The 26,101-nt window shown below is 69.6% G+C and carries 30 protein-coding genes; 20 read left to right on the plus strand and 10 right to left on the minus strand.

The genetic code is table 11. The features are described 5' to 3' along the window. Nucleotides 1-257: 257 nt before the first annotated feature. The 3 genes from EAT49_RS03035 to EAT49_RS03045 form a co-directional block, all read right to left on the minus strand. The gene (locus EAT49_RS03035; RefSeq protein WP_123640830.1) at nucleotides 258-503 is read right to left on the minus strand and encodes an HP1242/YdcH family protein; all 246 of its coding nucleotides are present in this window, start codon (nucleotides 501-503) and stop codon (nucleotides 258-260) included. Nucleotides 504-570: 67 nt separating this feature from the next. Next, the gene (locus tag EAT49_RS03040; protein WP_123640831.1) at nucleotides 571-1,458 is read right to left on the minus strand and encodes a DMT family transporter; all 888 of its coding nucleotides are present in this window, start codon (nucleotides 1,456-1,458) and stop codon (nucleotides 571-573) included. After that, a complete protein-coding gene (locus EAT49_RS03045) occupies nucleotides 1,455-2,192 on the minus strand; it encodes a glutamine amidotransferase (protein WP_123640832.1) in 738 nt (245 codons plus the stop codon). Before EAT49_RS03045 ends, EAT49_RS03040 begins: the two co-directional genes overlap by 4 nt. Before the next feature lie 225 nt (nucleotides 2,193-2,417). Here EAT49_RS03045 and EAT49_RS03050 point away from each other — a divergent pair, with 225 nt between their 5' ends. Continuing rightward, nucleotides 2,418-3,167: a YebC/PmpR family DNA-binding transcriptional regulator gene (locus tag EAT49_RS03050; protein WP_123640833.1), complete on the plus strand. Its 750-nt coding sequence runs from the start codon at nucleotides 2,418-2,420 to the stop codon at nucleotides 3,165-3,167. Between the two features lie 3 nt (nucleotides 3,168-3,170). On the opposite strand, the gene EAT49_RS03055 is transcribed toward EAT49_RS03050, so the two are convergent. After that, entirely contained in the window at nucleotides 3,171-4,280 is a 1,110-nt protein-coding gene (locus EAT49_RS03055) for a zinc ABC transporter substrate-binding protein (RefSeq protein ID WP_123640834.1), read from the minus strand. Between the two features lie 86 nt (nucleotides 4,281-4,366). Here EAT49_RS03055 and EAT49_RS03060 point away from each other — a divergent pair, with 86 nt between their 5' ends. The 10 genes from EAT49_RS03060 to EAT49_RS03105 all read left to right on the plus strand — a co-directional run bounded on the left by EAT49_RS03060 (nucleotide 4,367) and on the right by EAT49_RS03105 (nucleotide 15,235). Beyond that, a complete protein-coding gene (locus EAT49_RS03060; protein ID WP_123640835.1) occupies nucleotides 4,367-4,867 on the plus strand; it encodes a Fur family transcriptional regulator in 501 nt (166 codons plus the stop codon). Next, nucleotides 4,864-5,661, plus strand: a complete 798-nt coding sequence (locus EAT49_RS03065) for an ATP-binding cassette domain-containing protein (protein WP_123640836.1) — start codon at nucleotides 4,864-4,866, stop codon at nucleotides 5,659-5,661. Before EAT49_RS03060 ends, EAT49_RS03065 begins: the two co-directional genes overlap by 4 nt. Beyond that, nucleotides 5,658-6,452, plus strand: a complete 795-nt coding sequence (locus tag EAT49_RS03070; RefSeq protein ID WP_123640837.1) for a metal ABC transporter permease — start codon at nucleotides 5,658-5,660, stop codon at nucleotides 6,450-6,452. The genes EAT49_RS03065 and EAT49_RS03070 overlap by 4 nt, the downstream gene beginning before the upstream one ends. Nucleotides 6,453-6,665: 213 nt before the next feature. Beyond that, on the plus strand, nucleotides 6,666-7,484 hold the full coding sequence (locus EAT49_RS03075; protein ID WP_123640838.1) for a TIGR00282 family metallophosphoesterase: 819 nt from the start codon (nucleotides 6,666-6,668) through the stop codon (nucleotides 7,482-7,484). Further along, nucleotides 7,481-8,425, plus strand: coding sequence for a DMT family transporter (locus EAT49_RS03080; protein WP_123640839.1), 945 nt, complete (start codon nucleotides 7,481-7,483; stop codon nucleotides 8,423-8,425). Before EAT49_RS03075 ends, EAT49_RS03080 begins: the two co-directional genes overlap by 4 nt. Beyond that, a complete protein-coding gene (locus EAT49_RS03085; RefSeq protein WP_123640840.1) occupies nucleotides 8,422-10,203 on the plus strand; it encodes an SLC13 family permease in 1,782 nt (593 codons plus the stop codon). The genes EAT49_RS03080 and EAT49_RS03085 overlap by 4 nt, the downstream gene beginning before the upstream one ends. A gap of 89 nt (nucleotides 10,204-10,292) precedes the next feature. Next, entirely contained in the window at nucleotides 10,293-12,182 is a 1,890-nt protein-coding gene (gene dnaG, locus EAT49_RS03090) for a DNA primase (protein ID WP_123640841.1), read from the plus strand. Between the two features lie 113 nt (nucleotides 12,183-12,295). Beyond that, entirely contained in the window at nucleotides 12,296-14,281 is a 1,986-nt protein-coding gene (gene rpoD, locus EAT49_RS03095) for an RNA polymerase sigma factor RpoD (protein WP_123640842.1), read from the plus strand. Nucleotides 14,282-14,371: 90 nt separating this feature from the next. Further along, entirely contained in the window at nucleotides 14,372-14,644 is a 273-nt protein-coding gene (locus tag EAT49_RS03100; RefSeq protein ID WP_123640843.1) for an HlyU family transcriptional regulator, read from the plus strand. A 39-nt stretch (nucleotides 14,645-14,683) separates the two neighbouring features. Further along, nucleotides 14,684-15,235, plus strand: coding sequence for a dihydrofolate reductase family protein (locus EAT49_RS03105; RefSeq protein WP_123640844.1), 552 nt, complete (start codon nucleotides 14,684-14,686; stop codon nucleotides 15,233-15,235). 21 nt (nucleotides 15,236-15,256) lie between these two features. On the opposite strand, the gene EAT49_RS03110 is transcribed toward EAT49_RS03105, so the two are convergent. Together EAT49_RS03110 and EAT49_RS03115 are read right to left on the minus strand one after the other, a co-directional pair. Beyond that, entirely contained in the window at nucleotides 15,257-15,460 is a 204-nt protein-coding gene (locus EAT49_RS03110; RefSeq protein ID WP_123640845.1) for a dodecin family protein, read from the minus strand. 39 nt (nucleotides 15,461-15,499) lie between these two features. Further along, nucleotides 15,500-15,718, minus strand: a complete 219-nt coding sequence (locus EAT49_RS03115; RefSeq protein ID WP_123640846.1) for a DUF378 domain-containing protein — start codon at nucleotides 15,716-15,718, stop codon at nucleotides 15,500-15,502. 237 nt (nucleotides 15,719-15,955) lie between these two features. Between EAT49_RS03115 and EAT49_RS03120 the strand changes: the two genes are divergently transcribed. The 4 genes from EAT49_RS03120 to ribD all read left to right on the plus strand — a co-directional run bounded on the left by EAT49_RS03120 (nucleotide 15,956) and on the right by ribD (nucleotide 18,426). Next, nucleotides 15,956-16,225 (plus strand): hypothetical protein, encoded by a 270-nt coding sequence (locus tag EAT49_RS03120; RefSeq protein ID WP_123640847.1) that lies wholly within the window; start codon nucleotides 15,956-15,958, stop codon nucleotides 16,223-16,225. A 36-nt stretch (nucleotides 16,226-16,261) separates the two neighbouring features. Further along, the gene (locus EAT49_RS03125; protein WP_123640848.1) at nucleotides 16,262-16,672 is read left to right on the plus strand and encodes a secondary thiamine-phosphate synthase enzyme YjbQ; all 411 of its coding nucleotides are present in this window, start codon (nucleotides 16,262-16,264) and stop codon (nucleotides 16,670-16,672) included. Between the two features lie 172 nt (nucleotides 16,673-16,844). After that, nucleotides 16,845-17,312, plus strand: a complete 468-nt coding sequence (gene nrdR / locus EAT49_RS03130) for a transcriptional regulator NrdR (protein WP_123640849.1) — start codon at nucleotides 16,845-16,847, stop codon at nucleotides 17,310-17,312. A gap of 4 nt (nucleotides 17,313-17,316) precedes the next feature. Then, nucleotides 17,317-18,426 (plus strand): bifunctional diaminohydroxyphosphoribosylaminopyrimidine deaminase/5-amino-6-(5-phosphoribosylamino)uracil reductase RibD, encoded by a 1,110-nt coding sequence (gene ribD / locus EAT49_RS03135; RefSeq protein WP_281274711.1) that lies wholly within the window; start codon nucleotides 17,317-17,319, stop codon nucleotides 18,424-18,426. 120 nt (nucleotides 18,427-18,546) lie between these two features. On the opposite strand, the gene EAT49_RS03140 is transcribed toward ribD, so the two are convergent. Continuing rightward, on the minus strand, nucleotides 18,547-19,284 hold the full coding sequence (locus tag EAT49_RS03140) for a Bax inhibitor-1/YccA family protein (protein ID WP_123640850.1): 738 nt from the start codon (nucleotides 19,282-19,284) through the stop codon (nucleotides 18,547-18,549). Between the two features lie 193 nt (nucleotides 19,285-19,477). Between EAT49_RS03140 and EAT49_RS03145 the strand changes: the two genes are divergently transcribed. Together EAT49_RS03145 and EAT49_RS03150 are read left to right on the plus strand one after the other, a co-directional pair. Then, on the plus strand, nucleotides 19,478-20,590 hold the full coding sequence (locus EAT49_RS03145; RefSeq protein WP_123640851.1) for a pyridoxal phosphate-dependent aminotransferase: 1,113 nt from the start codon (nucleotides 19,478-19,480) through the stop codon (nucleotides 20,588-20,590). Nucleotides 20,591-20,646: 56 nt separating this feature from the next. Then, on the plus strand, nucleotides 20,647-20,862 hold the full coding sequence (locus tag EAT49_RS03150; RefSeq protein ID WP_123640852.1) for a hypothetical protein: 216 nt from the start codon (nucleotides 20,647-20,649) through the stop codon (nucleotides 20,860-20,862). Here the strand turns inward: EAT49_RS03150 and EAT49_RS03155 are convergent. Both EAT49_RS03155 and EAT49_RS03160 read right to left on the minus strand, forming a co-directional pair. Beyond that, complete coding sequence (locus EAT49_RS03155) at nucleotides 20,834-22,039, minus strand: pyridoxal-phosphate-dependent aminotransferase family protein (RefSeq protein WP_123640853.1); 1,206 nt, start codon at nucleotides 22,037-22,039, stop codon at nucleotides 20,834-20,836. The genes EAT49_RS03150 and EAT49_RS03155 overlap by 29 nt on opposite strands. 147 nt (nucleotides 22,040-22,186) lie before the next feature. Continuing rightward, complete coding sequence (locus EAT49_RS03160) at nucleotides 22,187-22,804, minus strand: inner membrane-spanning protein YciB (protein WP_123640854.1); 618 nt, start codon at nucleotides 22,802-22,804, stop codon at nucleotides 22,187-22,189. A 94-nt stretch (nucleotides 22,805-22,898) separates the two neighbouring features. Between EAT49_RS03160 and EAT49_RS03165 the strand changes: the two genes are divergently transcribed. Next, nucleotides 22,899-23,393, plus strand: coding sequence for an MgtC/SapB family protein (locus tag EAT49_RS03165; RefSeq protein ID WP_246003748.1), 495 nt, complete (start codon nucleotides 22,899-22,901; stop codon nucleotides 23,391-23,393). Here the strand turns inward: EAT49_RS03165 and ftsY are convergent. Beyond that, a complete protein-coding gene (gene ftsY, locus EAT49_RS03170; RefSeq protein WP_123640856.1) occupies nucleotides 23,390-24,472 on the minus strand; it encodes a signal recognition particle-docking protein FtsY in 1,083 nt (360 codons plus the stop codon). The genes EAT49_RS03165 and ftsY overlap by 4 nt on opposite strands. A 127-nt stretch (nucleotides 24,473-24,599) precedes the next feature. Here ftsY and EAT49_RS03175 point away from each other — a divergent pair, with 127 nt between their 5' ends. Continuing rightward, nucleotides 24,600-25,649: an alkane 1-monooxygenase gene (locus tag EAT49_RS03175; RefSeq protein WP_342773815.1), complete on the plus strand. Its 1,050-nt coding sequence runs from the start codon at nucleotides 24,600-24,602 to the stop codon at nucleotides 25,647-25,649. 47 nt (nucleotides 25,650-25,696) lie between these two features. Then, nucleotides 25,697-26,101, plus strand: a complete 405-nt coding sequence (locus EAT49_RS03180) for a hypothetical protein (protein ID WP_123640858.1) — start codon at nucleotides 25,697-25,699, stop codon at nucleotides 26,099-26,101.

Here is a 26,101-nt window from a genome sequence, read left to right on the forward strand (position 1 = left end):
CGGCGGCATGGCGGCCACCCTCGCGGCGGGGCTGATGTTCGCCCTGCGCCCGCTCGCCGCCCGCCCGGCGCGCGTGCTGCGGGCGCGGGAGTAGAGGGGTTTCGGCGCCTGCGGCGCCGATCCGCGGGGGGGGGGGGGCCCCCCCCCCCCCCCCGCCCGCCCCCCCCCCCCCCCCGCCGCCCGGCCCGCCCCGGGGGGGGGGGGGGGGGGGGCCCCCCCCCCCCCCCGGGTCGCCGGGCGCAGCCCGGCGAAACACCTCAGGCCGGCGCCTCCGCCAGCATCGCCGCGATCTCGTCCTTGAGCCGCATCCGCTCCCGCCGCATCTCGGTCATGTGCTGGTCCGAGGTGGGCTCCACGTCCGTCTCCGCCCGGTGCACCGCGCGGTTGATCTCGTGATAGCGGTCCGAGAGCGTGGCGAAATGGGCGTTCGTCTCCTTCAGGCGGCGCATCTCCTCGATCTTGGACGGGAACTCCTCCGCCAGTTCGTGCGGGGTGTGCGACATGTCTCTCTCCTCTCGGGGTTCTTTCGCTCACCCTCGCATCCCGCGCGGCACCGCTCCTTGACCGGGATCAAATCGCCGGGGGTGACCGTCCCGACGTCACCCGCGCCCGCGCCTCGCGCCAGGTGAGGGCAAGAACCGCGCCCATGATCACCGCACCGCCCGCAAGGACCCAAGGGTCCACCGGCTCGGCAAAGAGCAGGACCCCGAGGATCACCGCCCAGACGAGCTGCAGGAAGGTCACGGGCTGCGTCGCCGTCAGCGGCGCCGCAGCGAAGGCGCGCGTCATCGCGTAATGCCCCGCGCTCGCAAAGACCGCGACCGCGGAAAGCCAGGCCAGATCCGCCCTTCCCGGGGTGACCCATGCGACCGCCGCCAGCGGCGCCAGCCCGATCGTGACCGTCACCGACAGGACGGCCACGATCACCAGCGCGGGCACCTCTCCCGACAGCCTCTTGGCGAGCATGTAGCTCGCCGCGAAGAAGAGCGCGGTGACCAGCATCGCCCCGTGCCCGGGATCGAGCGCCCGCACCCCCGGACGCAGGATCAGCAGCGCGCCCAGAAGCGCCACGACCACGGCGATCAACCGCCGCCGCGGCAGCCCCTCCCCCATCAGCAGCGCCGCGCCGAAGGTGACGAGGACCGGCGTCAGGTAGTTCATCGCCGTGACCTCGGCGATGGTGATCCGCGTCATGGCGTAGAACCAGCAGGCCACCGCCACCGTGTGCAACGTGCCCCTCAGCGCGAAGAGCCGCGCCTGCCGGGCGGTGATCCCCGCCCGCCGCACCGCGCCGATGGCGGGCAGAAAGAACACGAGCCCCATCAGGTAGCGCAGGAACGCCGCCTGGGGCGCGGGGATATCGTCGCCCACATGCTTGACGATGGCGGTGACCGCCACGAAGCACAGCCCCGTCAGCGCCATCCACAGGATGCCCGCGACGGGGCGGCCCACGGTCATCCGTAGCGTTCGACGAAGCGCGCGAGGATGCGCTCGGGCACCTCCACCCGGGCCGCGCGGCACATGGCGATCAGGTCCTCCGCCGTCTCGGGCGGGAAATAGCCGCGGTCCTTGTAGATACGGATGCGCGTCTCGAAGCCCGCCGCATCCGCCTCGGGATGGAACTGCGTGGCATAGACGTGGCGTCCCGCCCGCATCATCTGCACCGGGCAGGCATCCGAGGCGACGAGATGCACCGCGCCCCTCGGCAGCGCCTGCACGGCCTCCTTGTGGCCGACGAAGGCCTCCCACTCCGCGGGCAGCCCCGCCAGCAGCGGATCGGACGTCCCCTCCTCCGTCAGCCGGCAGGCGGAGGTCCCCACCGCCTCGCCATAGCGCGCCTTCGACACCTCTCCTCCCAGCGCATGGGCCAGAATGCCGATCCCGTAGCAGCAGCCCAGAAAGGGATGATCACGCTCCAGGATCTCGGGCATCAGCCCCAGACAGGTGGCCTCGATCAGCGCCTCTGCCGGGCTCTTCGCTCCGGGCGGATCGCTGACACAGCCGGGCCCGCCGCCGACGATCACCCCCGCCGTATCGGCAAGCCTCAGCCCCTCCGGCAACGGTTCGGTATCGAGCCGCACCCGGATGGTGTCCGCCTCCCTGAGCCCCCCCTTGGCGAGGATCGCGGCAAACTCGTCGTCCGCCGCCTCCCGTTCGGGCCGCAGCTGCAGGATCAGGAAGGGCTTCGGCATCGGGCTCTGGCTTTGGCGGAGGCCTCCCGGACTTAGCCAAGCCCGCCCGCACAGGCAACGCCCCCGAGCGCAGCCCTCGGGTGGGTGCGCGAACCACCTCCCCCGCCCGCTCCGTTCCGGCCGGACCGGGCCCGGAAAAGCGCGCCCGTCCTCTCGAACCCACCGGTTGCCCCCGCCCCGGACGCTGGCCTATATGCGCTCCGATCAAGTGACGAGGGACCGACCATGGCCGGCCATTCCAAATGGGCGAACATCCAGCACCGCAAGGGGCGGCAGGACGCCGCGCGCTCCAAGCTCTTCTCGAAGCTCTCCAAGGAGATCACCGTCGCGGCCAAGATGGGCGATCCGGACCCCGACAAGAACCCCCGCCTGCGCATGGCCGTGAAGGAGGCCAAGGCCTCCTCGGTGCCGAAGGACGTGATCGAACGCGCGATCAAGAAGGCCATGGGCGGCGACGCCGAGACCTATGAGGAGATCCGCTACGAGGGCTACGGTCCCGGGGGCGTGGCGGTGATCGTCGAGGCGATGACCGACAACCGCAACCGGACCGCCTCCACGGTGCGCTCGACCTTCGGCAAGAACGGCGGCAACCTGGGCGAAACCGGGTCGGTGGGGTTCATGTTCGAGCGCAAGGGCCAGGTGATCTATCCGGCCGGCGCGGGTTCGGCCGACGACGTCATGATGGCCGCCATCGAGGCCGGCGCCGAGGACGTGGAATCGGGCGAGGACGGCCACGTCATCTGGTGCGCCGACAACGATCTCGGAGAGGTCTCCTCCGCCCTCGAAGCGCAGTTGGGCGAATCGGAGACGACGAAGCTGGTGTGGCGCCCCGTCACCACCGCCGAGGTCGATCTCGAGGGTCTTACGAAGCTGATGAAGCTCGTGGAGGCGCTCGAGGATGACGACGACATCCAGAGCGTCACCACCAACTTCGAGGCCTCCGACGATGTCATGGAGGCCTATGCCGGCGCCTGATCCTCAGGCGCCGGAAAGGCAGTCCGACATGGCGCGGGCCATGCTGCGCAGCAATTCGGGATAGAAGTCCGGTCCCGGCGCGATCTCGGACCCCAGCGGATCGACGATCGCCACGCGCACCTCGTCTCCCAGGATCGCGGGAACGATGGAGCCGTCGAACTGCGGTTCGATGAAGGCGCAGACCAGCCCCGCCTCGGCAAGCCCGTCCCGCAGCTCCAGGGCGCGTCTGGCGCTCGGGTCGGACGCGTCCGAGGCAGCTACCGCGCCGAGGGCCGGGATATCGAAGGCCTCCTCGAAATAGCCATAGGCGTCGTGAAAGACGACGTATGCCCGCCCCCGGACCGGCGCAAGCAGCGCCTCGGCCTCCGCCCGGGCCGCCTCGATCTCGGCCACCGCGGCCTCGGCATTGGCCGCATAGAGCGCCGCGTTCTCCGGATCGGCCGCGCTCAGCTCCTCCGAGATGGCCGCCGCCCAGACCGCGGCATTGGCAGGGGAGAGCCAGCCATGGGGATCGACCCCGCCGGCATGGTCATGCCCGTGGTCGTGAGAATGATCTTCATGCCCGGCGTCCTCGTGGCCGTGGTCGTCGTGCGCGTGATCCTCCTGCCCGGCCTGCTCATGAGCATGATCGTCATGCCCGTGTTCCTCGTCGCCATGATCCGCGTGGCCGTGGTCGCCGTGCGCCGCCTCACCGTGGCCATGGTCGTCGCCATGGGAATGGCCCCCCGCCGCCCCGCCGAAGAGCGCCTCTTCCCGCATGTCGAGATGCAGCGTGCCGGGCGCCTCCATCAGCTCCAGCTTCACCGCCCCGGGCGCCAGCGCCTCGGCGGCTTCCTCCACGGCGGGCGCAAGGCCCATGCCCACGCTGAACACGAACTCCGCCTCGGACAGGGCCCGCGCCTGCGAAGGTCTGAGCGACACACCATGGGGCGACACGCCGGGTTCGAGCAGCAGATCCGGCGTTCCTGCGCCCTGCATGACCCGGGCGACGAGGCTGTGGACCGGGGCGATATCCGCGATCACCCGCGGGGCGTCGGCAGCAGCGGAAAGCGGCAGGGCGAAGGTACCGGCCAGCAGGACGGCGCGGAGGACGGCAAGTCGGGAACGGCGCATTCTCGATCCATGTTATAATGTAACAGACCGCAGCTTGCTAATCGCCATGTGATAACATATCAACCCCGAAACGACCGGAGAGCCGCATGGACGCCATCGGATTCCAGCGCCACGACCACCAGAGCTGCATTTCCGGCGCCGTCGCCGCCGCCGATGCCCGCTGCGCCGAGGCGGGACTGAACCTCACGCCCGTGCGCCGCCGCGTGCTCGAGATCCTGCTCGAGCGCCACCGCGCGCTCGGCGCCTACGAGGTGCTGGAGGTGCTGCGGCAGGAAGGTCTCGGCGCGCAGCCGCCCGTCGCCTACCGGGCGCTCGAGTTCCTGACCACGAACGGCTTCGCACACAGGATCGAGCGGCTTTCGGCCTTCGTCGCCTGCGCCCATCCCCACGAGGACCATGTGCCGGCCTTCCTGATCTGCCGCAGCTGCGACCGCGTGGCCGAGGCCACCGCCGACCCGATGAAAGGCCTCCTTGGAGAGGCCGCGCGGGCCACCGGCTTCACCGTGGAACGCGCCGTGGTCGAGGCCGAGGGCCTCTGCCCCTCCTGCCTCGCCGCAGGCGGCAGCCCGGGCGCGGCGCCCGCGTGACCTCCCCGGCCCCGCTCATCGACATCCGGGAGCTGTCTCTCCGCCTCGGCGGCAAGCCGGTGCTGTCGGGCATAGACCTCGCCATCCGCCGCGGCGAGATCGTCACGCTCGTGGGGCCGAACGGCTCGGGCAAGACCAGCCTCCTGCGGACGGTGCTGGGCGCACTGACCCCGGACCGCGGCACGGTGCGCCGGGCCCCCGGGCTGCGCATCGGCTACGTGCCCCAGAAACTGCGCATCGACAGCACCCTGCCGCTCACAGTGGACCGATTCATGGCCCTGCCCCGCCCCGCGCCCGCGGCCCGCGTCGCCGAAGCGCTTGAGCGGGCGGGCGCCGCGCGGCTCGCCCGGCACCAGATCGCGGACCTCTCGGGCGGGGAACTCCAGCGCGTGCTCTTCGCCCGCGCCCTTCTGCCGGACCCGGACCTGCTGATCCTCGACGAGGCCACCCGCGGCCTCGACCAGCCCGGATCGGCCGATTTCTACCGCCGCATCGCGGACTGGCGCGACACGCGCGGCGCCTCGGTCCTGATGGTGAGCCACGAGCTTCATGTCGTCATGGCAGCCTCCGACCGGGTGATCTGCCTAAATGGCCACATCTGCTGCGAAGGCGCGCCCGAACATGTCGCCCAGGCCGAGGAATACCGCGCCCTCTTCGGCACAGGCACAGGCGGCGCGCTCGCGCTCTACCGCCACGAGCACGACCATTCCCATGGACCGGGCCACGACCACGGCCATGGCCCCCACTCTCCCGCCGAGGGCACTGCGCGGCGACGGACCGAACCCGCCGAATGACCCTTCTGGACGACTTCCTCGTGCGCTCGGCCCTCGCCGGCGTGGGCACTGCGCTCGCCGCCGCGCCTCTCGGCTGCTTCGTCGTCTGGCGGCGCATGGCCTATTTCGGCGACGCGACCGCCCATGCGGCGATCCTCGGCGTGGCGCTGTCGCTGGCGCTTGGCCTGCCCATCGCGCTCGGCGTGCTGGTGGCAGCGCTGGCCATGGCCGGCGCGCTGACACGGCTTGCCCACCCCACGCTCGGCGCGGACGCGACGCTGGCGGTTCTCGCCTACAGCGCGCTGGCGATCGGGCTCGTTGCGGTGTCGCTCACCGGCGGAGTGCGGATCGACCTCGAGGCCTATCTCTTCGGCGACATCCTCGCGGTGAGCCGGGGCGACCTCGCGCTGATCTGGGGCGGGGCCGCGGTGATCGCGGGGCTTCTTGCCTGGCGCTGGCAGGCGCTCCTGACCGCGACGCTCGACCCTGATCTCGCCCGAGCCGCGGGCGTGGACCCGCGCCGCGAGGAGGCGGTGCTGACGCTCGCCACGGCGATCCTGGTGGCGCTCTCGATCAAGGTGGTGGGCGCGCTGCTGATCGTGTCGCTGCTGATCATACCGGCCGCAGCGGCGCGGCCCTTTGCCAGGACACCCGAGGGCATGGCGACGACGGCGGCCGGCATCGGGGCGCTGGCCGCCATCGCGGGGCTGGGCCTTTCGCTGGAGGCCGACACGCCGACGGGCCCGTCGATCGTCGCCGCGGCGGCCCTGGCCTTCGCAGTCTCCACGGTCATGCGTCGCCGGGCGGGCTGAGCCTGCGCGGACGCCGAACCGGCCGGCGCATCGGCACGACCTCTGAGCCGCCACGATCTTCTAGAAGATCGTGCCGCAGCAATGATCTTCTAGAAGATCATTGTGCCCGAATATTAACGTCGCCTTATCAAGGACCTGTCACCGGCGGCATTTCCGCGCCTGGCGCGCATCCCCTCTTTGCCCGCCCCACTCCGCCTGCTACCTCACACCGTCATGCGCATCCTCTTTCTGGGCGACGTCATGGGCCGCTCCGGCCGTACCGCGCTCGCCGACCGACTTCCCCGCCTCAAGGCCGACTGGCGGCTCGATTTCGTCGTGGTGAACGGCGAGAACGCAACGAACGGTGCGGGCCTCTCCGCCGATCACGCGCGCGCTCTCCTCGCCGCGGGCGCCGACGCGATCACCCTGGGCGATCATGCCTTCGACCAGAAGGACATGCTCCAGTTCTGCGAGACCGAGCCGCGCATCCTGCGACCGCTGAACTACTCGAAGGTGGCCCCCGGCAAGGGCGCGCGGGTGTTCGACGCCCCCGGAGGCCGCCGGATCCTCGTCGCGCAGGTGCTGGGACAGGTGTTCATGAAACGCCCCTTCGACGATCCGTTCTCCGCGCTCGAGCCGGTGCTGAAGGCCCATCCCCCGGGCGGCCTCGTCCAGGCGGCGCTGATCGACGTGCATTGCGAGGCCACCTCCGAGAAGATGGGGATCGGTCATTTCTGCGACGGACGTGCCAGCGTCGTGGTGGGCACCCATACCCATGTGCCCACCGCGGATGCGATGATCCTGCCCGGCGGCACCGCCTACCTCAGCGATGCCGGGATGTGCGGCGACTACGACAGCGTCATCGGGATGCAGAAGGACGAGCCGATGCGCCGCTTCATCACCGGAATGCCCAAGGGCCGGTTCGAACCCGCCGCGGGCGAGGCGACGCTCTCGGGCCTCTATGTGGAGACGGACGACCGCACCGGCCGCGCCACACGCGTGGCTCCCGTGCGGCAGGGGGGGCGCCTCGCCCCCGCCGGACCCGCGCCATGACGGACAAGGCGGGCCTGCTCGCCATCCTGGTTGCGCTCGGCGCGGGATGGGGCCTGACCACGCCGCTGATCAAGATTGCCGTCTCCACGGGCTACGGCCATTTCGGTCTCGTCTTCTGGCAGTTGGCTCTCGGCGCGGCGCTGCTCGGCGGCATCCTCGTGGCCCGGGGCCGGCTTCCGCGGCTCACCCCCGGCACGATGACATTCTGCACGATGATCGCCGTTCTCGGAACCATCGTGCCGAATTCCGCCAGCTACCGCTCGGCGGTGGAGCTGCCGGGCGGGATCATGGCCATCGTGATCTCCACAGTGCCGATGTTCGCCTTTCCCATCGCGCTCTCGCTGGGGATGGACCGTTTCTCGGCCCTGCGTTTCGCCGGCCTTGCCCTCGGTCTTGCCGGCGTCGCGCTGATCGCCCTGCCCGAGGCGAGCCTGCCCGACCCCGCCATGGCGCCCTGGCTTCTCGTCGCGCTGGTCGCGCCCTTCTGTTACGCGGTGGAGGGCAACGTGGTCGCGCGCTGGGGCACCTGGGGGATGGGGCCCGTTCAGGTGCTCTTCGGTGCCTCACTGATCGGCGCGTTCCTCGCCCTGCCGCTGGCGCTGGCCACCGGGCAGGCCTTCGTGCCGGCCTTTCCGCCCGGTCCCGCCGATGCGGCCCTGCTGGCGATCGGGGTGATCCATGCGACGGTCTATGCCACCTATGTCTGGCTCGTGGGCCGGGCCGGGTCGGTCTTCGCGGCGCAGGTCTCCTATCTGGTGACCGGATTCGGCGTGGTCTGGTCCATGGTCCTTCTGGGCGAACGCTACGCGTTCTGGATCTGGCTCGCCCTCGCGCTGATGCTTGCTGGCATCGCCCTCGTGCAGCCGCGCCGGAGCGTGCCGCTTGCACCGCCAGCACCGGCGGTCCAAGGTGCGCTTCGGGCTGACGACGGGACCACATGATCGAGTTACTGCAGGTCTCCGCAACCGGAGAGGCGCTCATCACGCTCGGGATCGTCGTGCTGATGTTCACGGCCTTCCTGCGCGAGGCCTATCCACCCGAGGTCGTGGCCATAGCCGGAGCGGCGCTCATGCTCGTGGCGGGCGTCCTGCCCTACGACGCGGCGCTCGACGTGCTCTCGAACCCGGCGCCCTGGACCATCGCGGCGATGTTCGTGGTGATGGGCGCGCTGGTGCGCACGGGCTCCCTCGACGCCCTGACCTCCTTCGCCCAGAGCCATGCCAAGCGCAACCCGCGCGCCGCCATCGCGGGCATTCTCGCATCCGTCTTTCTCGGCTCGGCGATCATGAACAACACGCCGGTGGTCGTGGTGATGATCCCGGTCATCGTGCAGCTCAGCCGGACCCTCGGCCGCCCGGCCTCCAAATACCTGATCCCGCTCAGCTATGCCGCAATCATGGGCGGCACGCTCACGCTGATCGGCACCTCCACGAACCTCCTCGTGGACGGTGTCGCCCGCAGCCAGGGTCTCGAGCCCTTCTCGATCTTCGAGATCACGCCTCTCGGACTGATCGTCTGCGCCTGGGGCATGGTCTACCTGCGCTTCATCGCGCCACGCCTTCTGCCTGACCGCGACAGCATGGCCACGCTGCTCTCGGACCGCTCGCGGATGCGCTTCTTCACCGAGGCGGTGATCCCGCCCGACTCGAACCTCATCGGCCGCGAGGTCACCGGCGTGCAGCTCTTCAAGCGCGAGGGCGTGCGGCTCATCGACGTGGTCCGCGGCGATCTCTCGCTCCGGCGCAACCTCAAGGGCGTCACGCTCCAGGTAGGCGACCGCGTGGTGCTCCGCACCGCCATGACCGAGCTCCTGAGCCTCCAGCGCAACAAGTCCCTGCGCCGGGTCGATCAGGTCTCGGCGGTGGAGACGACGACTGTCGAGGTGCTCATCACCCCGGGCTGCAAGATGGTGGGCCGTACGCTCGGCACCCTGCGCCTGCGCCGCCGCTTCGGGGTCTATGTCCTCGCCGTGCACCGGCGGAACCAGAACATCGGCCGCGCCATCGACGATCTCGTCGTCCGGGTCGGCGACACGCTCCTCCTCGAGGGCTCGCCCGACGACATCCAGCGCCTGGCCGTCGAGATGGGACTGGTCGACGTCTCCCAGCCCTCGGCGCGCGCCTACCGCCGCTCCCATGCGCCCATCGCCATCGGCGCACTCGTCGGCATCGTGGCGCTGGCGGCGCTCGGCGTGGCGCCGATCCTCGCCCTTGCCGTGATCGCCGTGGCCATCGTGCTGGTGACGGGCTGCATCGACGCCGACGAGGCCTTCGAATTCGTCGAGGGCCGCCTTCTTGCGCTGATCTTCGCCATGCTCGCCGTGGGCGCTGCCCTCGATCAGTCCGGCGCCGTGGTCCTGATCGCAGACGGGCTCTCTCCCTGGCTCCAGACCCTGCCGCCCTTCGTGGTGGTCTTCGCCATCTACCTGCTCTCCACGACCCTGACCGAGGTGGTGTCGAACAATGCCGTCGCCGTCGTCATGACCCCCATCGCCATCGGCATCGGCACCGCCCTCGGCATCGACCCCCGCCCGCTCGTGGTGGCGGTGATGTTCGCCTCCTCCGCGGCCTTCGCCACCCCTATCGGCTACCAGACCAACACGCTGGTCTACGGGCCTGGCGGCTACAAGTTCACCGATTTCCTCCGGGTCGGCGTGCCGCTGAACCTGTCGCTCGCGGTCATCGTCTCCGCCGCGATCCCCTTCATCTGGCCGCTCTGACCGGCACCTCCCGCAATATCCTGTGAATGGTCCCGGGGATAACCCGTCGCGCGCGTGGACAGCGCCGTCCGCGGGGGCGATAAGGAAGCATGTCCCTGCCCCCCGGATTCCTCGACGAGCTGCGCAGCCGGCTGAGCCTCGGCCAGGTCGTGGGCCGCAAGGTCCTGTGGGACAGCCGCAAGTCGAACCAGGCCAAGGGTGATCTCTGGGCGCCCTGCCCGTTCCACCAGGAAAAGACCGCCTCCTTCCACGTCGACGACCGCAAGGGCTACTACTACTGCTTCGGCTGTCACGCGAAGGGCGATGCCATCTCCTTCGTCCGCGAGACCGAGAACGTCGATTTCATCGAGGCCGTGCGCATACTCGCGGGCGAGGCCGGGATGCAGATGCCCGAACGCGATCCCGAGGCGGGCCGAGAGGCCGACCGCCGCGCGGGCCTCGCCGAGGTCATGGAGGAGGCGCTCAAGTTCTACCGCCTCCAGCTCCGGACCGCCGCCGCCGCCGAGGCCCGCGCCTATCTCGACCGCCGGGGCCTCTCGCCCGAGGCCCAGGCCCGCTGGGACATCGGCTTTGCGCCCCCGGGCTGGCAGGGCCTGGGCGATCATCTTCGCGCAAAAGGCATTCCCGACGACACGCTGATCGAGGCCGGGCTCGCCAAACGCTCGGATCGCGGCGGCAAGCCCTATGACGTCTTCCGCGACCGCATCCTCTTCCCGATCCGAGACCCCCGGGGACGCGTCATCGCCTTCGGCGGCCGGGCGATGGACCCGGGCGACGGCGCCAAATACCTCAACTCCCCCGAGACGCCCCTCTTCGACAAGTCGCGCACCCTCTACAACCACGGCCCCGCGCGCACCGCCGCGGGCAAGGGCCAGCCGCTGATCGTGGCCGAAGGCTACATGGACGTGATCGCCCTCGCCGAACACGGCTTCGAGGCCGCCGTCGCGCCACTCGGGACCGCGGTGACCGAACATCACCTGATGCACCTCTGGCGCATGGCCGACGAGCCGGTGATCGCCCTCGACGGCGACACCGCCGGCATCCGCGCCGCCCACCGCGCGCTCGACCTCGCCCTGCCGCTGCTCGCGCCGGGCAAGACCCTGCGCTTCGTGTTGCTGCCGGAGGGACAGGACCCCGACGACCTGCTGCGCGCGCGCGGCACCCCCGCCATGCAGGAGCTTGTCGATACCGCCCGCCCCCTGATCTCGCTCCTGTGGCAGCGCGAGGTGGAGGCCCGTCCCCTCGACACGCCCGAACGCCGCGCGGCCTTCGACAAGGCGCTGGCCACCCGCACCGCGACGATCCGCGACGCTTCCGTGCGCCGGCACTACGAGGACGAGATCCGCCGCCTGCGCTGGGACCTCTTCCGCGCCTCCCCGGGCAAGGGCGCGCGCCGCCGCGCGACCCCTCCCCCTGCGAAGACCTCCGCCCTCGCCCGCGGCGGCCTCTCCGAGGAGGCGCTGCGCGAGACGGTGATCCTTGCCATCCTCGCCGCCACGCCCGCCGTCATGGATGATTTCGCCGCCGATCTCGAAGGTCTCGCCTTCTCCGACCCCGCTCGCGCCGCCATCGCGCACGACCTCATGACGGGGGCGGCGCCCGCGGACCTGCGCGACCGCCTCGCCGCCCATCCGCAGATCGCGATCTGCCCCGCCATCCGCCGCGCCGGCGATCTCGAGACCGCGCGCCTCTGCCTCAGCGAGGAACTGGCGAAACTCGCCGCCTCCCGCGGTCACGCGGTCGAGATCGCCGAGGCCGAGGCAGACCTTGCGGGCGAGGGGGCGGGGGAATATCTGACTCGGCGTCTGGCCCTGTCGGGCCGCGCACGGGACCGCGCGGGTCGGGCCGGATTCGCCGAGGATCGCACGGCTTATGAGCGGGCGGATAACGGGGCTCTCGTGGACCGTGACGAAAGGGCCCGATTCGCCGCGCTTCTGACGGAAATCGGCTTTGAAAAACCGGGCGGTGAGACTACCTGACATCAAGGCACACGGCAGAGAAAAAGCCCGGGGCATCTTGCGAATCATCCTCCGCGCCCCTTGATTCGGAAAAATCGCCTGACGCCGGCCCGCCGGCAGATCGAGGAGCTTACATGGCCGCCAAAGACACCGACGAGAGCAAGGAAGACGATCAGGACGGCGAAATGTCCCTCGACATGAGCCAGACCGCCGTCAAGAAGATGATCTCGGAAGCCCGCGAACGGGGCTACATCACCTATGATCAGCTGAATTCCGTGCTCCCGCCCGATCAGGTCTCCTCCGACCAGATCGAGGACGTGATGTCGATGCTCTCCGAAATGGGCATTCAGGTCACCGAAGAGGAAGAGAGCGAGGAATCCGAGGATGACAGCCGGTCCCGCGACCTCGTCACCAAGGAGGGCGCGCGCGACATCGCGGTCTCCTCCGGAGAGACCGAGAAGCTCGACCGCACCGACGATCCCGTCCGCATGTACCTGCGCGAGATGGGCTCGGTCGAATTGCTGTCCCGCGAGGGCGAGATCGCGATCGCCAAGCGCATCGAGGCCGGTCGCAACACGATGATCCTCGGGCTTTGCGAAAGCCCGCTGACCTTCCAGGCCATCACGATCTGGCGCGAGGAGCTGATGTCCGAGGACATTCTCCTGCGCGACGTGATCGACCTCGAGACGACCTTCGGCAACCAGCTCGGCGACGAGACGGGCGACGCCCCCGTCGTCGCGCCCAGCTCCGACTCGGCGCCCTCCGGCCGCAACGACGAAGGCCCGGAACTCGATGCCGACGGCAACCCGATCCACAAGGACGAGGACGACGACGAGGACGACGGCGCGAACCTCTCCCTCGCAGCGATGGAATCGGCGCTGAAGCCCAGGGTTCTCGAGACGCTCGACCGCATCGCAGAGGATTTCTCCGAACTCTCGGAAATGCAGGACGCGCGGATGTCCGCGACCCTGAACGAGGACGGCTCCTTCACCGAGGCCGACGAGCAGCGCTACCAGAAGCTGCGGGGCGAGATCGTCGAACTCGTCAACTCCCTGCACCTGCACAACAACCGCATCGAGGCGCTGATCGACCAGCTTTACGGCATCAACCGCCGGATCATGGCGATCGACAGCTCCATGGTGAAGCTGGCAGACCAGGCCCGGATCAACCGGCGCGAATTCATCGAAAGCTACCGCGGCTACGAGCTCGATCCGACCTGGATGGACCGCATGGCCCAGAACCCCGGCCGCGCCTGGGGGGCCTTCATCGAGAAATCCGCCGGCAAGGTCGAGGACCTGCGCGCCGAGATGGCCCAGGTGGGCCAGTATGTCGGCGTCGACATCTCCGAATTCCGCCGCATCGTGCAGCAGGTCCAGAAGGGCGAGAAAGAGGCCCGCCAGGCCAAGAAGGAAATGGTCGAGGCCAACCTCCGCCTCGTCATCTCCATCGCCAAGAAATACACGAACCGCGGCCTCCAGTTCCTTGATCTCATTCAGGAAGGCAACATCGGCCTGATGAAGGCCGTGGACAAGTTCGAATACCGCCGCGGCTACAAGTTCTCCACCTACGCGACATGGTGGATCCGGCAGGCCATCACCCGCTCCATCGCGGACCAGGCCCGCACGATCCGCATCCCGGTGCACATGATCGAGACGATCAACAAGCTCGTCCGCACCGGCCGCCAGATGCTCCACGAGATCGGCCGCGAGCCGACGCCCGAGGAACTGGCCGAGAAGCTCCAGATGCCTCTCGAGAAGGTCCGCAAGGTGATGAAGATCGCCAAGGAGCCGATCTCCCTCGAAACGCCCATCGGCGACGAGGAAGACAGCCAGCTCGGCGATTTCATCGAGGACAAGAACGCCGTCCTGCCGCTCGACAGCGCGATCCAGGAGAACCTCAAGGAGACGACCACCCGCGTTCTCGCTTCCCTTACCCCGCGCGAGGAGCGGGTCCTGCGCATGCGCTTCGGCATCGGCATGAACACCGACCACACGCTCGAGGAAGTGGGCCAGCAGTTCTCCGTCACCCGCGAGCGTATCCGCCAGATCGAGGCCAAGGCCCTGCGCAAGCTCAAGCACCCCAGCCGCTCGCGCAAGCTGCGGTCCTTCCTCGACCAATAGCACCGGCGTCCGGCCCGCCCGGGCCGGTCGACGCACCGCACAGGACAGACCCCGCGCCTTTGCGGCGCCACAGGAGAGAGAGAACCGCCCATGTCGCTCTGGTCCCGCCTGTTCGGCAGCTCAAGCGCGTCCCAAGGCCCCGAGCCGACCGAGCATGACGGCTTTCTCATCTACCCCGAGCCCGTCCGCGAAGGCACCAAGTGGCGCATCGCCGCCCGCATCGAAAAGGCCATGGGTGACGAGATCAGGCGGCACGACATGGTGCGCGCCGACCTGCTCGACAGCCAGGACGAGGCGGTCGAGGCGACCCTTCGCAAGGCCCGCCAGATGATCGACGAACAGGGCGCGGGCATCTTCCACTGATCCGGGACCCCGGTGCCCGTGCCATACCGAAGGCTCTCCATGCGCCCTCGCTTCACTCTTGTCGTGGTCACGAGCCGTGACGGCTTCATCGGCCGCACCCCCACGGAGTCGCCCCACACATGGGCCTCCCCCGAGGAGCAGCGCCTGTTCCTGTCGGAGGTCGCCGCCGCCGACTGGGCCGTCATGGGCCGCCGCACCCATGAGGCCGCCGACCGGCCCGACAGGCGCCGCATCGTCTTTTCCGGTGCCGCGGGCGCCGGCGACTGGCGCAGGCCCGGTCAGCTCTGGCTCGATCCGGCCACGCTGGCACCCGCCGATCTGGAGGCTCTGGTGTCGGACGTGCACCCGCTCAAGGCCGGGCTGATCCTGGGCGGCACCCGGGTCCATGACTGGTTCCTCGCCCATGACGCCATCGACGAGGTCCATCTGACGGTCGAGCCCTTGACCTTCGACACCGGCCTGCCGCTCTTCGGCGCTCACCGCGGCGATCCGCGCAGCCTCCTGCCGGCGCTCGGGTTCACCAGCACGGGCGAGACGCCCCTCAACCCGGGCGGCACCGCCTATTCGGTCTGGACCCCGGCGCGGTCCTGACCGCGCCGGGGCTGCCGTGGCTCAGTCGTCAAGCACGAAGGTCACGGCGAGGTTGACGCGGTAGGCCGCGACCTTGCCGTCGGACACCTCGACATTGCTGTCCTTCACCCAGGCGCTGGTGATGTTGCGCAGGGTCTTCGAGGCCCGCTCGATGCCGTGCGTGACGGCATCGTCGAAACTCGTGCTCGATGTGGCGGAAATCTCCGTGACTCGTGCAACGGACATGGTGTGTCTCCCTTGGTTTCGCTTGCAGTGACGCCGCGATCAAGTCGTGTGGCGGGTCCGGTCGTGGTCCATCAGCGGCTTCAGAAGCGCGAAGCCATAGATCGCGGCGAGGCCGACGAGGATGTAGACGAGAGTCGTCAGCCAGGTATCGACGCCGAAGAGCGCCGAAACGAGATTGAGATCGAAGAGCCCGACAAGGCCCCAGTTCAGCCCGCCCCCGATGATCAGGATCAGGGCGGTGATGGTCAGCGCTTTCATGTGCTGCTCCTTGCCAGATCTCTTGGAACGACATCGCGGCAGGAGCGCCGACGTTCCGCTCCGGCCGGCCGAAATGAGGCATGGCGGACTCACCTGCGGGAAATCTCGGCCCGGATCCGCCGTTCACTGACCCTGGGGTGCCCGGACGCGGTATGCTGATCGTCAGGGCGGTGAGGTACCGTCCGGCGGCACCATCACGCAGAGCAGCGCCGCAAACCCACAAGAGGACCGAAGTCCATGGAACCCACCAAGACCCCGCTCACCGAAGAGCAGAAACTGCGGCGCCGGGCTGGCCGCACCCTCGCGCGCGCCATGTTCGTCGAGCGCATCAAGGAAACCCGTCCGGAGCTCACCGCCGAGGAGCGCAAGGAAGCCTGGAAGGCGGAAGGCAAGGCCGAGACTCGTCGCGCCATGCGCTATCTGCGCAAGCTTCACGGCTCGGGCATCGGCCTCACCGTTGTCGCCGCCGATGCGGCCGGGACGGACGCCGACGAAGCCGCCGCCTGACCGGAGAGGGGCCGGCCCGTCCGGCCCCGACTTTCCATGCAGACCACGTTCGAATTCCGCACCGATGGCCCGGGCCTCACCGACATCACCGCCGGCATCGCGGCGTGGATTCCGCCCGGGGCCGAGGGACTCCTGACCCTCTTCATCCGCCACACGTCCTGTTCGCTCCTGATCCAGGAGAACGCCGACCCCGACGTGCAACGCGACCTCCTCGCCTGGCTCGGCCGGTTCATCCCGCCTTCCGACGACCCCGCCATGAGCTACCTGCGCCATACCGCCGAGGGCCCGGATGATATGCCGGCCCATCTGAAGGCGGCCGTGCTGCCGGTCAGCTTGCAGATTCCCGTTCAGAGCGGGCGGATGCGGCTGGGAACTTGGCAATCCGTTTACCTTTTCGAACATCGGACCCGTCCGCGCAGCCGCGAAGTCGCCGCACATCTCGCCTGACGGCGCGTCGTCTCATTGCGGCTGAGTCTCCCGCGCCACGGCCGCGGCCTCAGGATGTTGGGGCGCCTCGTGCCCCCTACCCAAGCGCTGCCACCCTCCCTATAGTTCTCGGCAAGAAGGGCCGAACGCCCCCAAGAGGCGGAATGCCCAGAGGCAGAGAAGGGGACCCCGCATGCGCTGTCCGTTTTGCGGCAATGTCGATACACAGGTGAAGGACTCGCGTCCCGCCGAGGACCATGTGGCGATCCGCAGGCGGCGCTTCTGTCCGGCCTGCGGCGGCCGCTTCACCACCTATGAACGCGTCCAGCTCCGCGACCTCGTCGTGGTCAAGTCGAGCGGCCGGCGCGAGGATTTCGACCGCGACAAGCTCGAACGCTCGATCCGCATCGCCCTGCAGAAGCGTCCCATCGAGCCCGAGCGCATGGACCAGATGATCTCCGGCATCGTCCGCCGGCTGGAAAGCATGGGCGAGACCGACATCCCCTCCAAGGTCATCGGCGAGATCGTGATGGAAAGCCTCGCCCGGATCGACACCGTGGCCTATGTGCGCTTCGCCAGCGTCTACAAGAACTTCCAGGCCGCCGACGATTTCGACAAGTTCGTCAGCGAGTTGCGTCCGAACGCCGCCGACGGGCGCTGAGGGGGTGACGCCGGAGGACGACCTGCGCTTCATGGGCGCGGCGCTCGCCCTCGGCCGCCGCGGCCTCGGCCGCACCTGGCCCAATCCTGCCGTGGGCTGCGTGCTGGTGCGGGACGGACGCATCCTCGCGCGCGCCCGCACGGCCGATGGCGGCCGCCCCCATGCCGAAACGCAGGCCCTGACCCGCACCGACGCCCGCGGCGCCACCGCCTATGTGACGCTGGAGCCCTGCGCCCACGAGGGTGCGACGCCCTCCTGCGCCGCGGAACTGACGAAGGCCGGCATCGCCCGCGCCGTGATCGCCTGCCGCGATCCCGATCCCCGAACCTCCGGAGAGGGGATCGCACGCCTGCGCGCCGCGAACATCCCCGTCACCGAGGGCATCCGCCGCGCCGAGGCCGAGGCGGACCTCGCGGGCTACCTTCTCAGCCGCACCCGGGGTCGCCCGCGCGTGACGCTGAAGCTCGCGGCCTCTCTCGACGGACGCATCGCCACCGCCTCCGGCGAGAGCCGCTGGATCACCGCGCCCCCCGCCCGCCGCCTCGTGCACGCGCTCCGCGCCCGCCACGACGCCGTGATGGTGGGCGCGGGCACCGCCCGCACCGACGATCCGCTCCTCACCGTCCGCGACATCGGCCACGACCGCCAGCCGGTCCGCGTGGTCCTGTCGCGCCGCCTCGACCTGCCCTTCCCCAGTGCCCTCACCGCCACGCTCGACGCGGCGCCCCTCTGGCTTTGCCACGGCCCCGAGGCCACCGAGGAGGCCCGCGCGCGCTGGTCCTCCGACCCTCGCGTCCACCTCCTCGAATGCGCCACCGAGGGCCGCCAGCTTTCCCCCGCCGCGGTCCTTTCCGCCCTGGGGACGGCGGGCCTCACGTCCGTCTTCTGCGAAGGCGGCGGCAGCCTCGCCGCGTCCCTCCTCGAGGCCGGCCTCGTCGACGAACTCGTCTGCTTCACCGCGGGCACCGCCCTCGGCGCCGAAGGCACGCCCATGATCGGCGCCCTGGGCCTCGACAGCCTCGCCGCCGCCCCCCGCTTCACCCTCCACGAGACCCGCGCCATCGGGCCGGACGTTCTCCATGTCTGGCGCCGTCTCCCCCTCTTTTCTGGCTGAAAATATCCGGGAGGGGGAATTGGCGCCGCAGGCGCCAAGGGGGAGGGCAAGGCCCTCCCCGACCCCACAAAAAAAGAGGCGGCCCGAAGGCCGCCCCCGCTGGATCCGATGATCCTGCCGTTACTCGCGATTGCCGAGAAGCTGCAGCAGGAACATGAACATGTTGATGAAGTCGAGGTAGAGCGCCAGGGCGCCCATGATCGCGGCCTTGCCCAGCCACTCCTGATCCCCCTGGGCGGCGTGCTGGAGGTAGGTGTTCTTGATGTTCTGCGTGTCATAGGCCGTCAGACCCGCGAAGATCAGCACCCCGAGGATCGAGATCGCGAAGTAGAGCGCGGGCGATCCGAGGAATATGTTGATGATCGAGGCCACGATCAGACCGATCACGCCCATGATCAGGAACGCGCCCCAGCCGGAGATGTCCTTCTTCGTGGTGTAACCCCAGAGCGACAGGCCCGCGAAGGCGATCGAGGTCACGAGGAACACCTGCGCGATCGAGAAGCCCGTGAAGGCCACGAAGATCCACGACAGCGACAAGCCCATCACCGCCGCGAAGGCGTAGAAGAAGAGCTGCGCGCCGGCCGCGGACAGCCGGTTGATGGCGGCCGAGAACGCGAACACCATGATCAGCGGTGCGAACATGATCACCCAGCCGAGGATGTTCGGCCGCAGCGTCGCCGGATCGCGGAACACGCTCAGAAGCTCGGGCGACGTCCCCACGGCCCAGGCCACGGCGAACGTCAGGAGCATGCCTACGGACATCGTGCCGTAGACCTTGTTCATATGGGCCTTCAGGCCCTCGTCGATAGCCGCGGTACGAACACCCGCTGCCGTGCGCATGGTCTGATATTCAGCCATTGAAACCTCCAGAAGTCCCTCCAGTCGACAGGTTACCCCGCCCGGGGCTCCCTCGCTGCTGTATATTGGAAAGCCCTACCACGGATTCAAGAAAATCCCGCGTGAGGTCATCCGAATCCGACCGAAACGGGCGGGATTGTCGCGGCCCCGGGCAGAGATTGAACTTCCCCGCGCCGCCGGGCACCCTCCGCCCATGACGGATGACCCCAGACTGACCCCCCTCGCGGCGTCGCTGCCGCCCTCCGTGCCCTTCGTCGGCCCCGAGGAGCTCGAACGCCGCCGCGGCGCGCCCTTCCGCGCCCGGCTCGGCGCCAACGAAAGCACCTTCGGTCCCTCGCCCCGCGCCGTGGAGGCCATGGCCCGCGCCGCTTCCGAGGGCTGGAAATACGGTGATTCCACCTCCCACGACCTGCGCGCCGCCATCGCGCGCCACCACGGCGTCGACGCCGCCCATGTCCTCGTGGGAGAGGGCATCGACGGGCTCCTCGGTCTTCTCGTGCGCCTCGTCGTCACCCACGAAACACCCGTGGTCACCTCCGCCGGCGCCTATCCCACGTTCAACTACCACGTCGCAGGCTTCGGCGGCGCGCTCCACACCGTCCCCTTCCGGAACGACCACGAGGATCCCGAGGCGCTCGCCGCCAAGACGCGAGAGACCGGCGCCCGCCTCGTCTACATCTCCAATCCCGACAACCCGATGGGAAGCTGGCACGACGCCGCCACCATCGCTGCCCTTGCCGAGGCCCTTCCCGAGGGCGCGCTGCTGATCCTCGACGAGGCCTATGCCGATTTCGCGCCGCCCGAGGCGATCCCGCCGATGACGCCCGAGGACCCCCGCGTGATCCGGATGCGCACCTTTTCCAAGGCCCACGGCCTTGCGGGTCTGCGCGTCGGCTATGCCATCGGCCCCGCGCCGCTCATCGCCGCCTTCGACCGTGTGCGGAACCATTTCGGCATGACGCGGCCGGGCCAGGCGGGCGCCCTCGCCGCGCTCGAGGATCGCGACTGGCTCGCCTCCGTGGTGGCGCAGGTAGCCGCGGCCCGCGCCCGCATCTCTGACATCGCCGCCGGCTCCGGCCTCTCCGCCCTGCCCTCGGCCACCAATTTCGTGGCCGTGGATTGCGGCGGAGACGGCACCCTCTCCCGCGCCGTGCTCGACGAACTCGCCACGCGCGGCGTCTTCGTGCGGATGCCGGGGGTGGCGCCCCTCGACCGCTGCATCCGGATCAGTTGCGGCCGCCCCGAAGACCTCGACGTGCTCGAGGAGGTGTTCCCCGCCAGCCTCGCGGCTGCAAGAAATCGTTAGTCGACCTTCGAGGACGGCAGGCTAAACTCTGCGGCAGTCCTGTCAGGAGAAACGCCATGGACGAGGGTCCGAAGCGGGCGCCGGACTATACCACGGCCTTTCTGGTCACCACCGGCGGCATCCTCTTGATGGGGTTCTTCACCCTCGCCGCCATCGCGGGCACCATCGCCGTCGCCCTCGGCGTCGCCGCCGTGGACCTCGTGATCCGGTTTCTCGACTGGCGCCGCTCGGCGGCGCGCGCCGTCACTCCGCCGCGCGACGAAGCGGGCTGACGGCCTCCGCCACCACCTGCGCCGCCGCCCGTCCCGCGCCCGCGCCATGGGGGATGCCCAGCGCCAGCAGCCCGGCCTCGATCACGCCCACGACGCCCAGCGCCATATGGGCATTCACATGCCCCATGTGGCCGATGCGGAAGTAGTCGTCCCGCGGCTCGCGGCCGATCGCAAGGCCCAGCGTGACTCCCAGCGTCTCCGAACACCAGCGCCGGAGCCGCTCGCCCTCGCCCCCCGGCAGATGCACCGAGGTGACGGCCCGCGACCGCGCCGAGGGATCCGCCACGTTGAGCCGCATCGCCCCGCCCTGCCCCCAGGCCTCGACGGCCGCCCAGTAGGCGCGCGCCAGTGTGTCATGCCGGGCCCAGATGCCCTCCATCCCCTCGGCCTTGAGCATGTCCAGCGCCTGGCGCAGCGCGAAGAGGTGGTGCGTCGGCGCGGTGCCGCAGAAGTGCTGGTAGTAGAACTCCGGCGCGCTCCTCGGCCGCCAGTCCCAGTAGGAGCTTGGCGACACCCGCGCGCGCGCCTCCGCCGCGCGGGGCCCGAACCAGACGAAGGCCATGCCGGGCGGCGTCATCAGGCCCTTCTGGCTGCCCGACACCATCACATCGGCGCCCCAGGCGTCCATCTCGAACCGGTCCGCCGCCAGCGAGGCGATGCAGTCCATCATCAGGAGCGCAGGATGGCCCGCCGCGTCCCGCGCCGCCGCGAGGGCCGCGGTGTCCGACAGGATGCCCGTCGAGGTATCGACATGGCAGCACAGAACCGCCCGGATGACATGGGTGCGATCCGCCCGGAGCGCCTCTTCCAGCCGCGCGGGGTCGGCGGGCGCGGTCATGCCGAAGTCTATCAGCTCCACCTCGATCCCCAGCCTGCGCGCCATCTCGGCCCAGCCGTGGCCGAACTGCCCCGATGCGAGGACGAGCACCGTCTCTCCTGGCCGCACCGTGTTGGCCAGCGCCGCTTCCCAGGCCCCGTGCCCGTTGGCGGCATACATCGCCACCTCGTGCGCGGTCCGCGCCACCCACTTCAGGTCCCGCACCAGAGTCGCCGTCGTCTCCACGAGGTCCCCCTCGTAGATGTTCGGCGCGGGCCGGTGCATCGCCGCAAGCACCTCGTCCGGCATGACGGAGGGGCCCGGGATGGCAAGGTAATGACGACCGTGATGGAGGGACATGGGTGCAGGCTCCTGCTGCGGGCATGTGCCCGGTCTTAGTCCCGCCCGCGGGCCGCGGCAAGCCGCGTGGACTTGCGCGACAGTTAGCGCTATCACTTTGTGAAACACGGGCTTAGACCCCCGTCCACGTGTGGACGCTCCGAAATCCTAGCTCTGCTCCCCGCCCTCGGGAGGCTCCTTGAGGTAGCCCTGCAGCGCCACGATCTGCCACCAAAGGAACACCATCAGCGCCGCCGGAAAGGCGAAAGTCTCGAGCTTGACCCACAGATCGGTCGACTGCGTCCGCCAGATCACCTCGTTCGCCACCGCCAGCCCCGCCAGAAACGCCGCCAGCCGCCGCGTCAGGATCATCCAGCCCTCATGGGCCATCGGCAGCAATTCCCCGATCACCCACTCCAGCCAGGATTGCCCCCGCGCCAGCCCGATCCCCAGGAGACCGGCCATTATTCCGTAGACGATCGTCGTCTTCATCTTGAAGAACCGCTCGTCGTTGAACCACGCGGTCAGCCCGCCGAAGAAGATCACCATGAAGGCGGTGAAGATCTGCATCCGACTCAGCTTGCCCGTGAGCGCCCAGAGCACGCCCATCGCCGCGAGCAGAATCGGCACGAAGATCAGCGTGGCCACGATGAAGCCGGAATACTCCACCCCCCCGAAGGTGAAGCTGTCGTCCCTCAGCCGCAGGTAGACGAGGAAGAACAGGATCGTGGGCCCGAGTTCGAGCACCTGCTTCAGGACGGGATGGATCGGTCGTGGATCAGCCATGCCCCCCACATAACGACAGGTCGCGAGGATGCCAGCCCCAACCGCCGCCGGAACCGCCGGATCGGCCTCGCGTTCGACCGGCGGAGGTGCCCGCGTGCTCGATGCCCTGAAGACCGACCTGCTGAGCGGGTTCAACGAAGTGTCCCCCGTCGTCTCCGCAGCGCGCCTTGTCGCGGCCCTCGTGCTCGGCGCGCTGATCGGGCTGGAGCGCGAGATCAAGGGCAAGCCGGCGGGCCTCAGGACCCATGTCCTCGTCAGCGCGGGCGCCGCGCTCTTCGTGATCGTCGGTCTCGAACTCGGCGATCTCACCTTCGGGGAAAATGGCTCCCACAGCATCGACCCGCTGCGTCTGATCGAGGCCGTGACCGCGGGCGTGGCCTTTCTGGCGGCGGGTCTGATCTTCACCTCGGGCGGCAAGGTCCGCAACATCACCACAGGTGCGGCGCTCTGGCTTTCGGGCGCGATCGGACTCGCCTGCGGCGCGGGCGAGGTTCCGCTCGCCGCCATGGCCACAGTGCTGGTGCTGATCGTGATCTCCGTGCTGGGCTGGCTCGAAACCCGGACCGGCCTCAACGACGGGCAGGACTAGGCGTCGAGCCCCACCAGAGCCGCTGCAAATTCCTCGGGATCGAAGGGCGCGAGATCGTCGATCTGCTCGCCCACGCCGATCGCATGGATCGGCAGTCCGAAGGTATCGGCGAGCGCCACCAGCACGCCGCCCTTCGCCGTTCCGTCGAGCTTCGTCATCACGAGGCCCGATACATCGGCCATCTGCCGGAAGGTCTTCACCTGGCTGATCGCGTTCTGGCCGGTCGTGGCGTCCAGCACCAACAGCGTGTTGTGCGGCGCCTCGGGGTCCTTCTTCTTCAGGACGCGCACGATCTTGGCCAGCTCCTCCATGAGGTCGGCCCGGTTCTGCAGCCGCCCCGCGGTGTCGATCATCAGAAGGTCCGCACCCTCCGCCTGGGCCTTCGTCAGCGCATCGAACGCGAGGCTCGCCGGGTCCGATCCCTCGGGCGCGGTCAGCACCGGCACACCCGCACGCTCGCCCCAGATCTGGAGCTGTTCCACCGCGGCAGCGCGGAACGTGTCGCCCGCCGCGATCACCACGGACTTGCCCGCCGCGCGGAACTGGCTGGCCAGCTTGCCGATGGTCGTCGTCTTGCCCGATCCGTTCACGCCCACGACGAGCACCACCTGCGGCGTCACCGGGTAAAGCGGCAGGGGTCGCGCAACGGGCTCCATGATCGCGGCGATCTCGGCGGCCAGCGCCTCCTTGATCTCGCGCGTCGAGACCCTGCGGCCATAGCGCCCCTCGGCGAGGTTCGCCGCCACGCGCACCGAGGTGTCGACCCCCATGTCCGCCGTGATCAGCAACTCCTCGAGGCTTTCCAGCATCTCGTCGTCCAGCACGCGGCGCGGCGCCGCGGCCTCCCCCCGTCCCACGAGCCGCGCGAGAAGCCCCGGCCCGCCCTCTTCCTCCGCGGCGGGCAACAGCGGTGCGACCGGCGCGGGCGCCGGAGTGGCGTGCTGCGGTGCGGGGGGCGCCTCCTCCGCCGCGTCGGGCGGCGCCTCCTCCGCCGCGTCGGAGACGATGGCCTCCAGCCCGTCCTCGAGTTTCGAGGAGGATTTGAAGAGCCGGTCCTTCAGCTTGCGGAAAAACGCCATTCTCAGCCTCGTATGGTTCGGACCGAGGTAACCCCCGCCGCGCCGATTTGAAAGGGCCGCTCTGCCGCGCTTCTGCCCGTTCCCGGCCATGTTCGCGCACGGAATACATGCTAGCCTCGCGCCGATGATGACGCCGCTGCCCCTCTTCGCCGCTGCCGCGGCCATGCCCCTGCCGCTGATCGCCGCGGCGGCCCTCTGGGGCGGGCCATGGGCGGGACTCGCGGTTCTCTACATCACGCTCCTCGCCTTCGTGCTGGACGAGGCCGTGGCGCGCACCCTGCCGGCCCTGCCGGACGCCGAGGAATTTCCCGTGGCCGACGGGCTGTCCGCCCTGCTCGCCTCAGGTCATCTCGGCCTTCTCTTCCTGTCCGTCGCCGCCCTCTCCGGCGACGCGCTGGAGCCCGTCGAAAAGGCGCTGCTCTTCTCGGCGACGGGCCTCTGCCTCGGCCAGATCGGCAATGCCAACGCCCATGAGCTGATCCACCGCGGCAGCCGCGGGCTGCGCGGGCTCGGCGTCGCCGTCTACTCCGCGCTCCTCTTCGGCCACCACGCCTCCGCCCATCCGCTGGTGCATCATGTGCACGTCGCCACCCTCCGCGATCCGAACTCGGCCCGCCCGGGCGAAAGCTACTGGCGCTTCCTGCCGCGGGCCTGGATCGGCTCTTTCCGCGCGGGCCTCCGGGCGGAAACCGCGCGCCGCACGAGAGCCGGCAAACCGGCGTGGCGCCACCCCTACATTCTCTATTCGGGCGGTGCGCTGGCCGCCCTCGGCCTCTCTGCGCTCATCGGCGGATGGGGCGGGATCGCCGCGCATATCGCTCTCGCGGGCTTCGCGAGCAGCCAGCTTCTCCTGTCTGACTATGTGCAGCACTACGGACTCCAGCGCGCCACCGGCCCGGACGGCAAGCCCGAGCCCGTGGGGCCGCAGCACAGCTGGAACGCCCCCCATCCCCTCACCTCCGCCATGCTGCTGAACGCGCCGCGCCATTCGGATCACCACGCCCATCCCCGCCGCGCCTATCCGGCCCTGACCCTGCCCGAGCGCGGCCCCATGCTGCCGCGCAGCCTGCCCGTGATGGCCTGCATCGCGCTCTGGCCCGGCGCGTGGCGGCGGCTCATGGACCGCCGCGCCGCCCGCTGGCGCGCGCGCCCCGTGTCCCCCCTCACGGCGGCGTGACGGGCCGGGTCTGGCATCGCTCGGCCGCCTCGGGCAGTCTCTCTGCCATGAAGTTCTTCCGCAGCGTCACAGGGACCCTCGCCCTCCTGATCTCCGCCGGTGCTGCAGGGGCGGAGACCCCCATGACCGCCGAGGAGTTCGAATCCCATGTCGAGGGCCGGACCCTCACCTTCGAGGCCAACGGCCAGCCCTATGGCATCGAGCGCTACATGGACGACCGCCGTGTGCTCTGGTCCGTCTTCGACGACCATTGCGCGATCGGCAGCTGGTATCCCGAGGGCGAAGCAATATGCTTCATCTACGACACCGCGCCGGACGATCCGCAATGCTGGTTCGTCTACCTCGAGGGCGACCGCCTCAGGACCGTGCTCGTCGACGACCCGTTCGGAACACCGCTCTACGAGGCGCGGGAGAGCACAGAGGACATGATCTGCCCGAACTTCGGGTCCTGA

Source organism: Histidinibacterium lentulum, from assembly GCF_003789055.1.
In the GTDB taxonomy this organism is placed as follows: domain Bacteria; phylum Pseudomonadota; class Alphaproteobacteria; order Rhodobacterales; family Rhodobacteraceae; genus Oceanicola; species Oceanicola lentulus.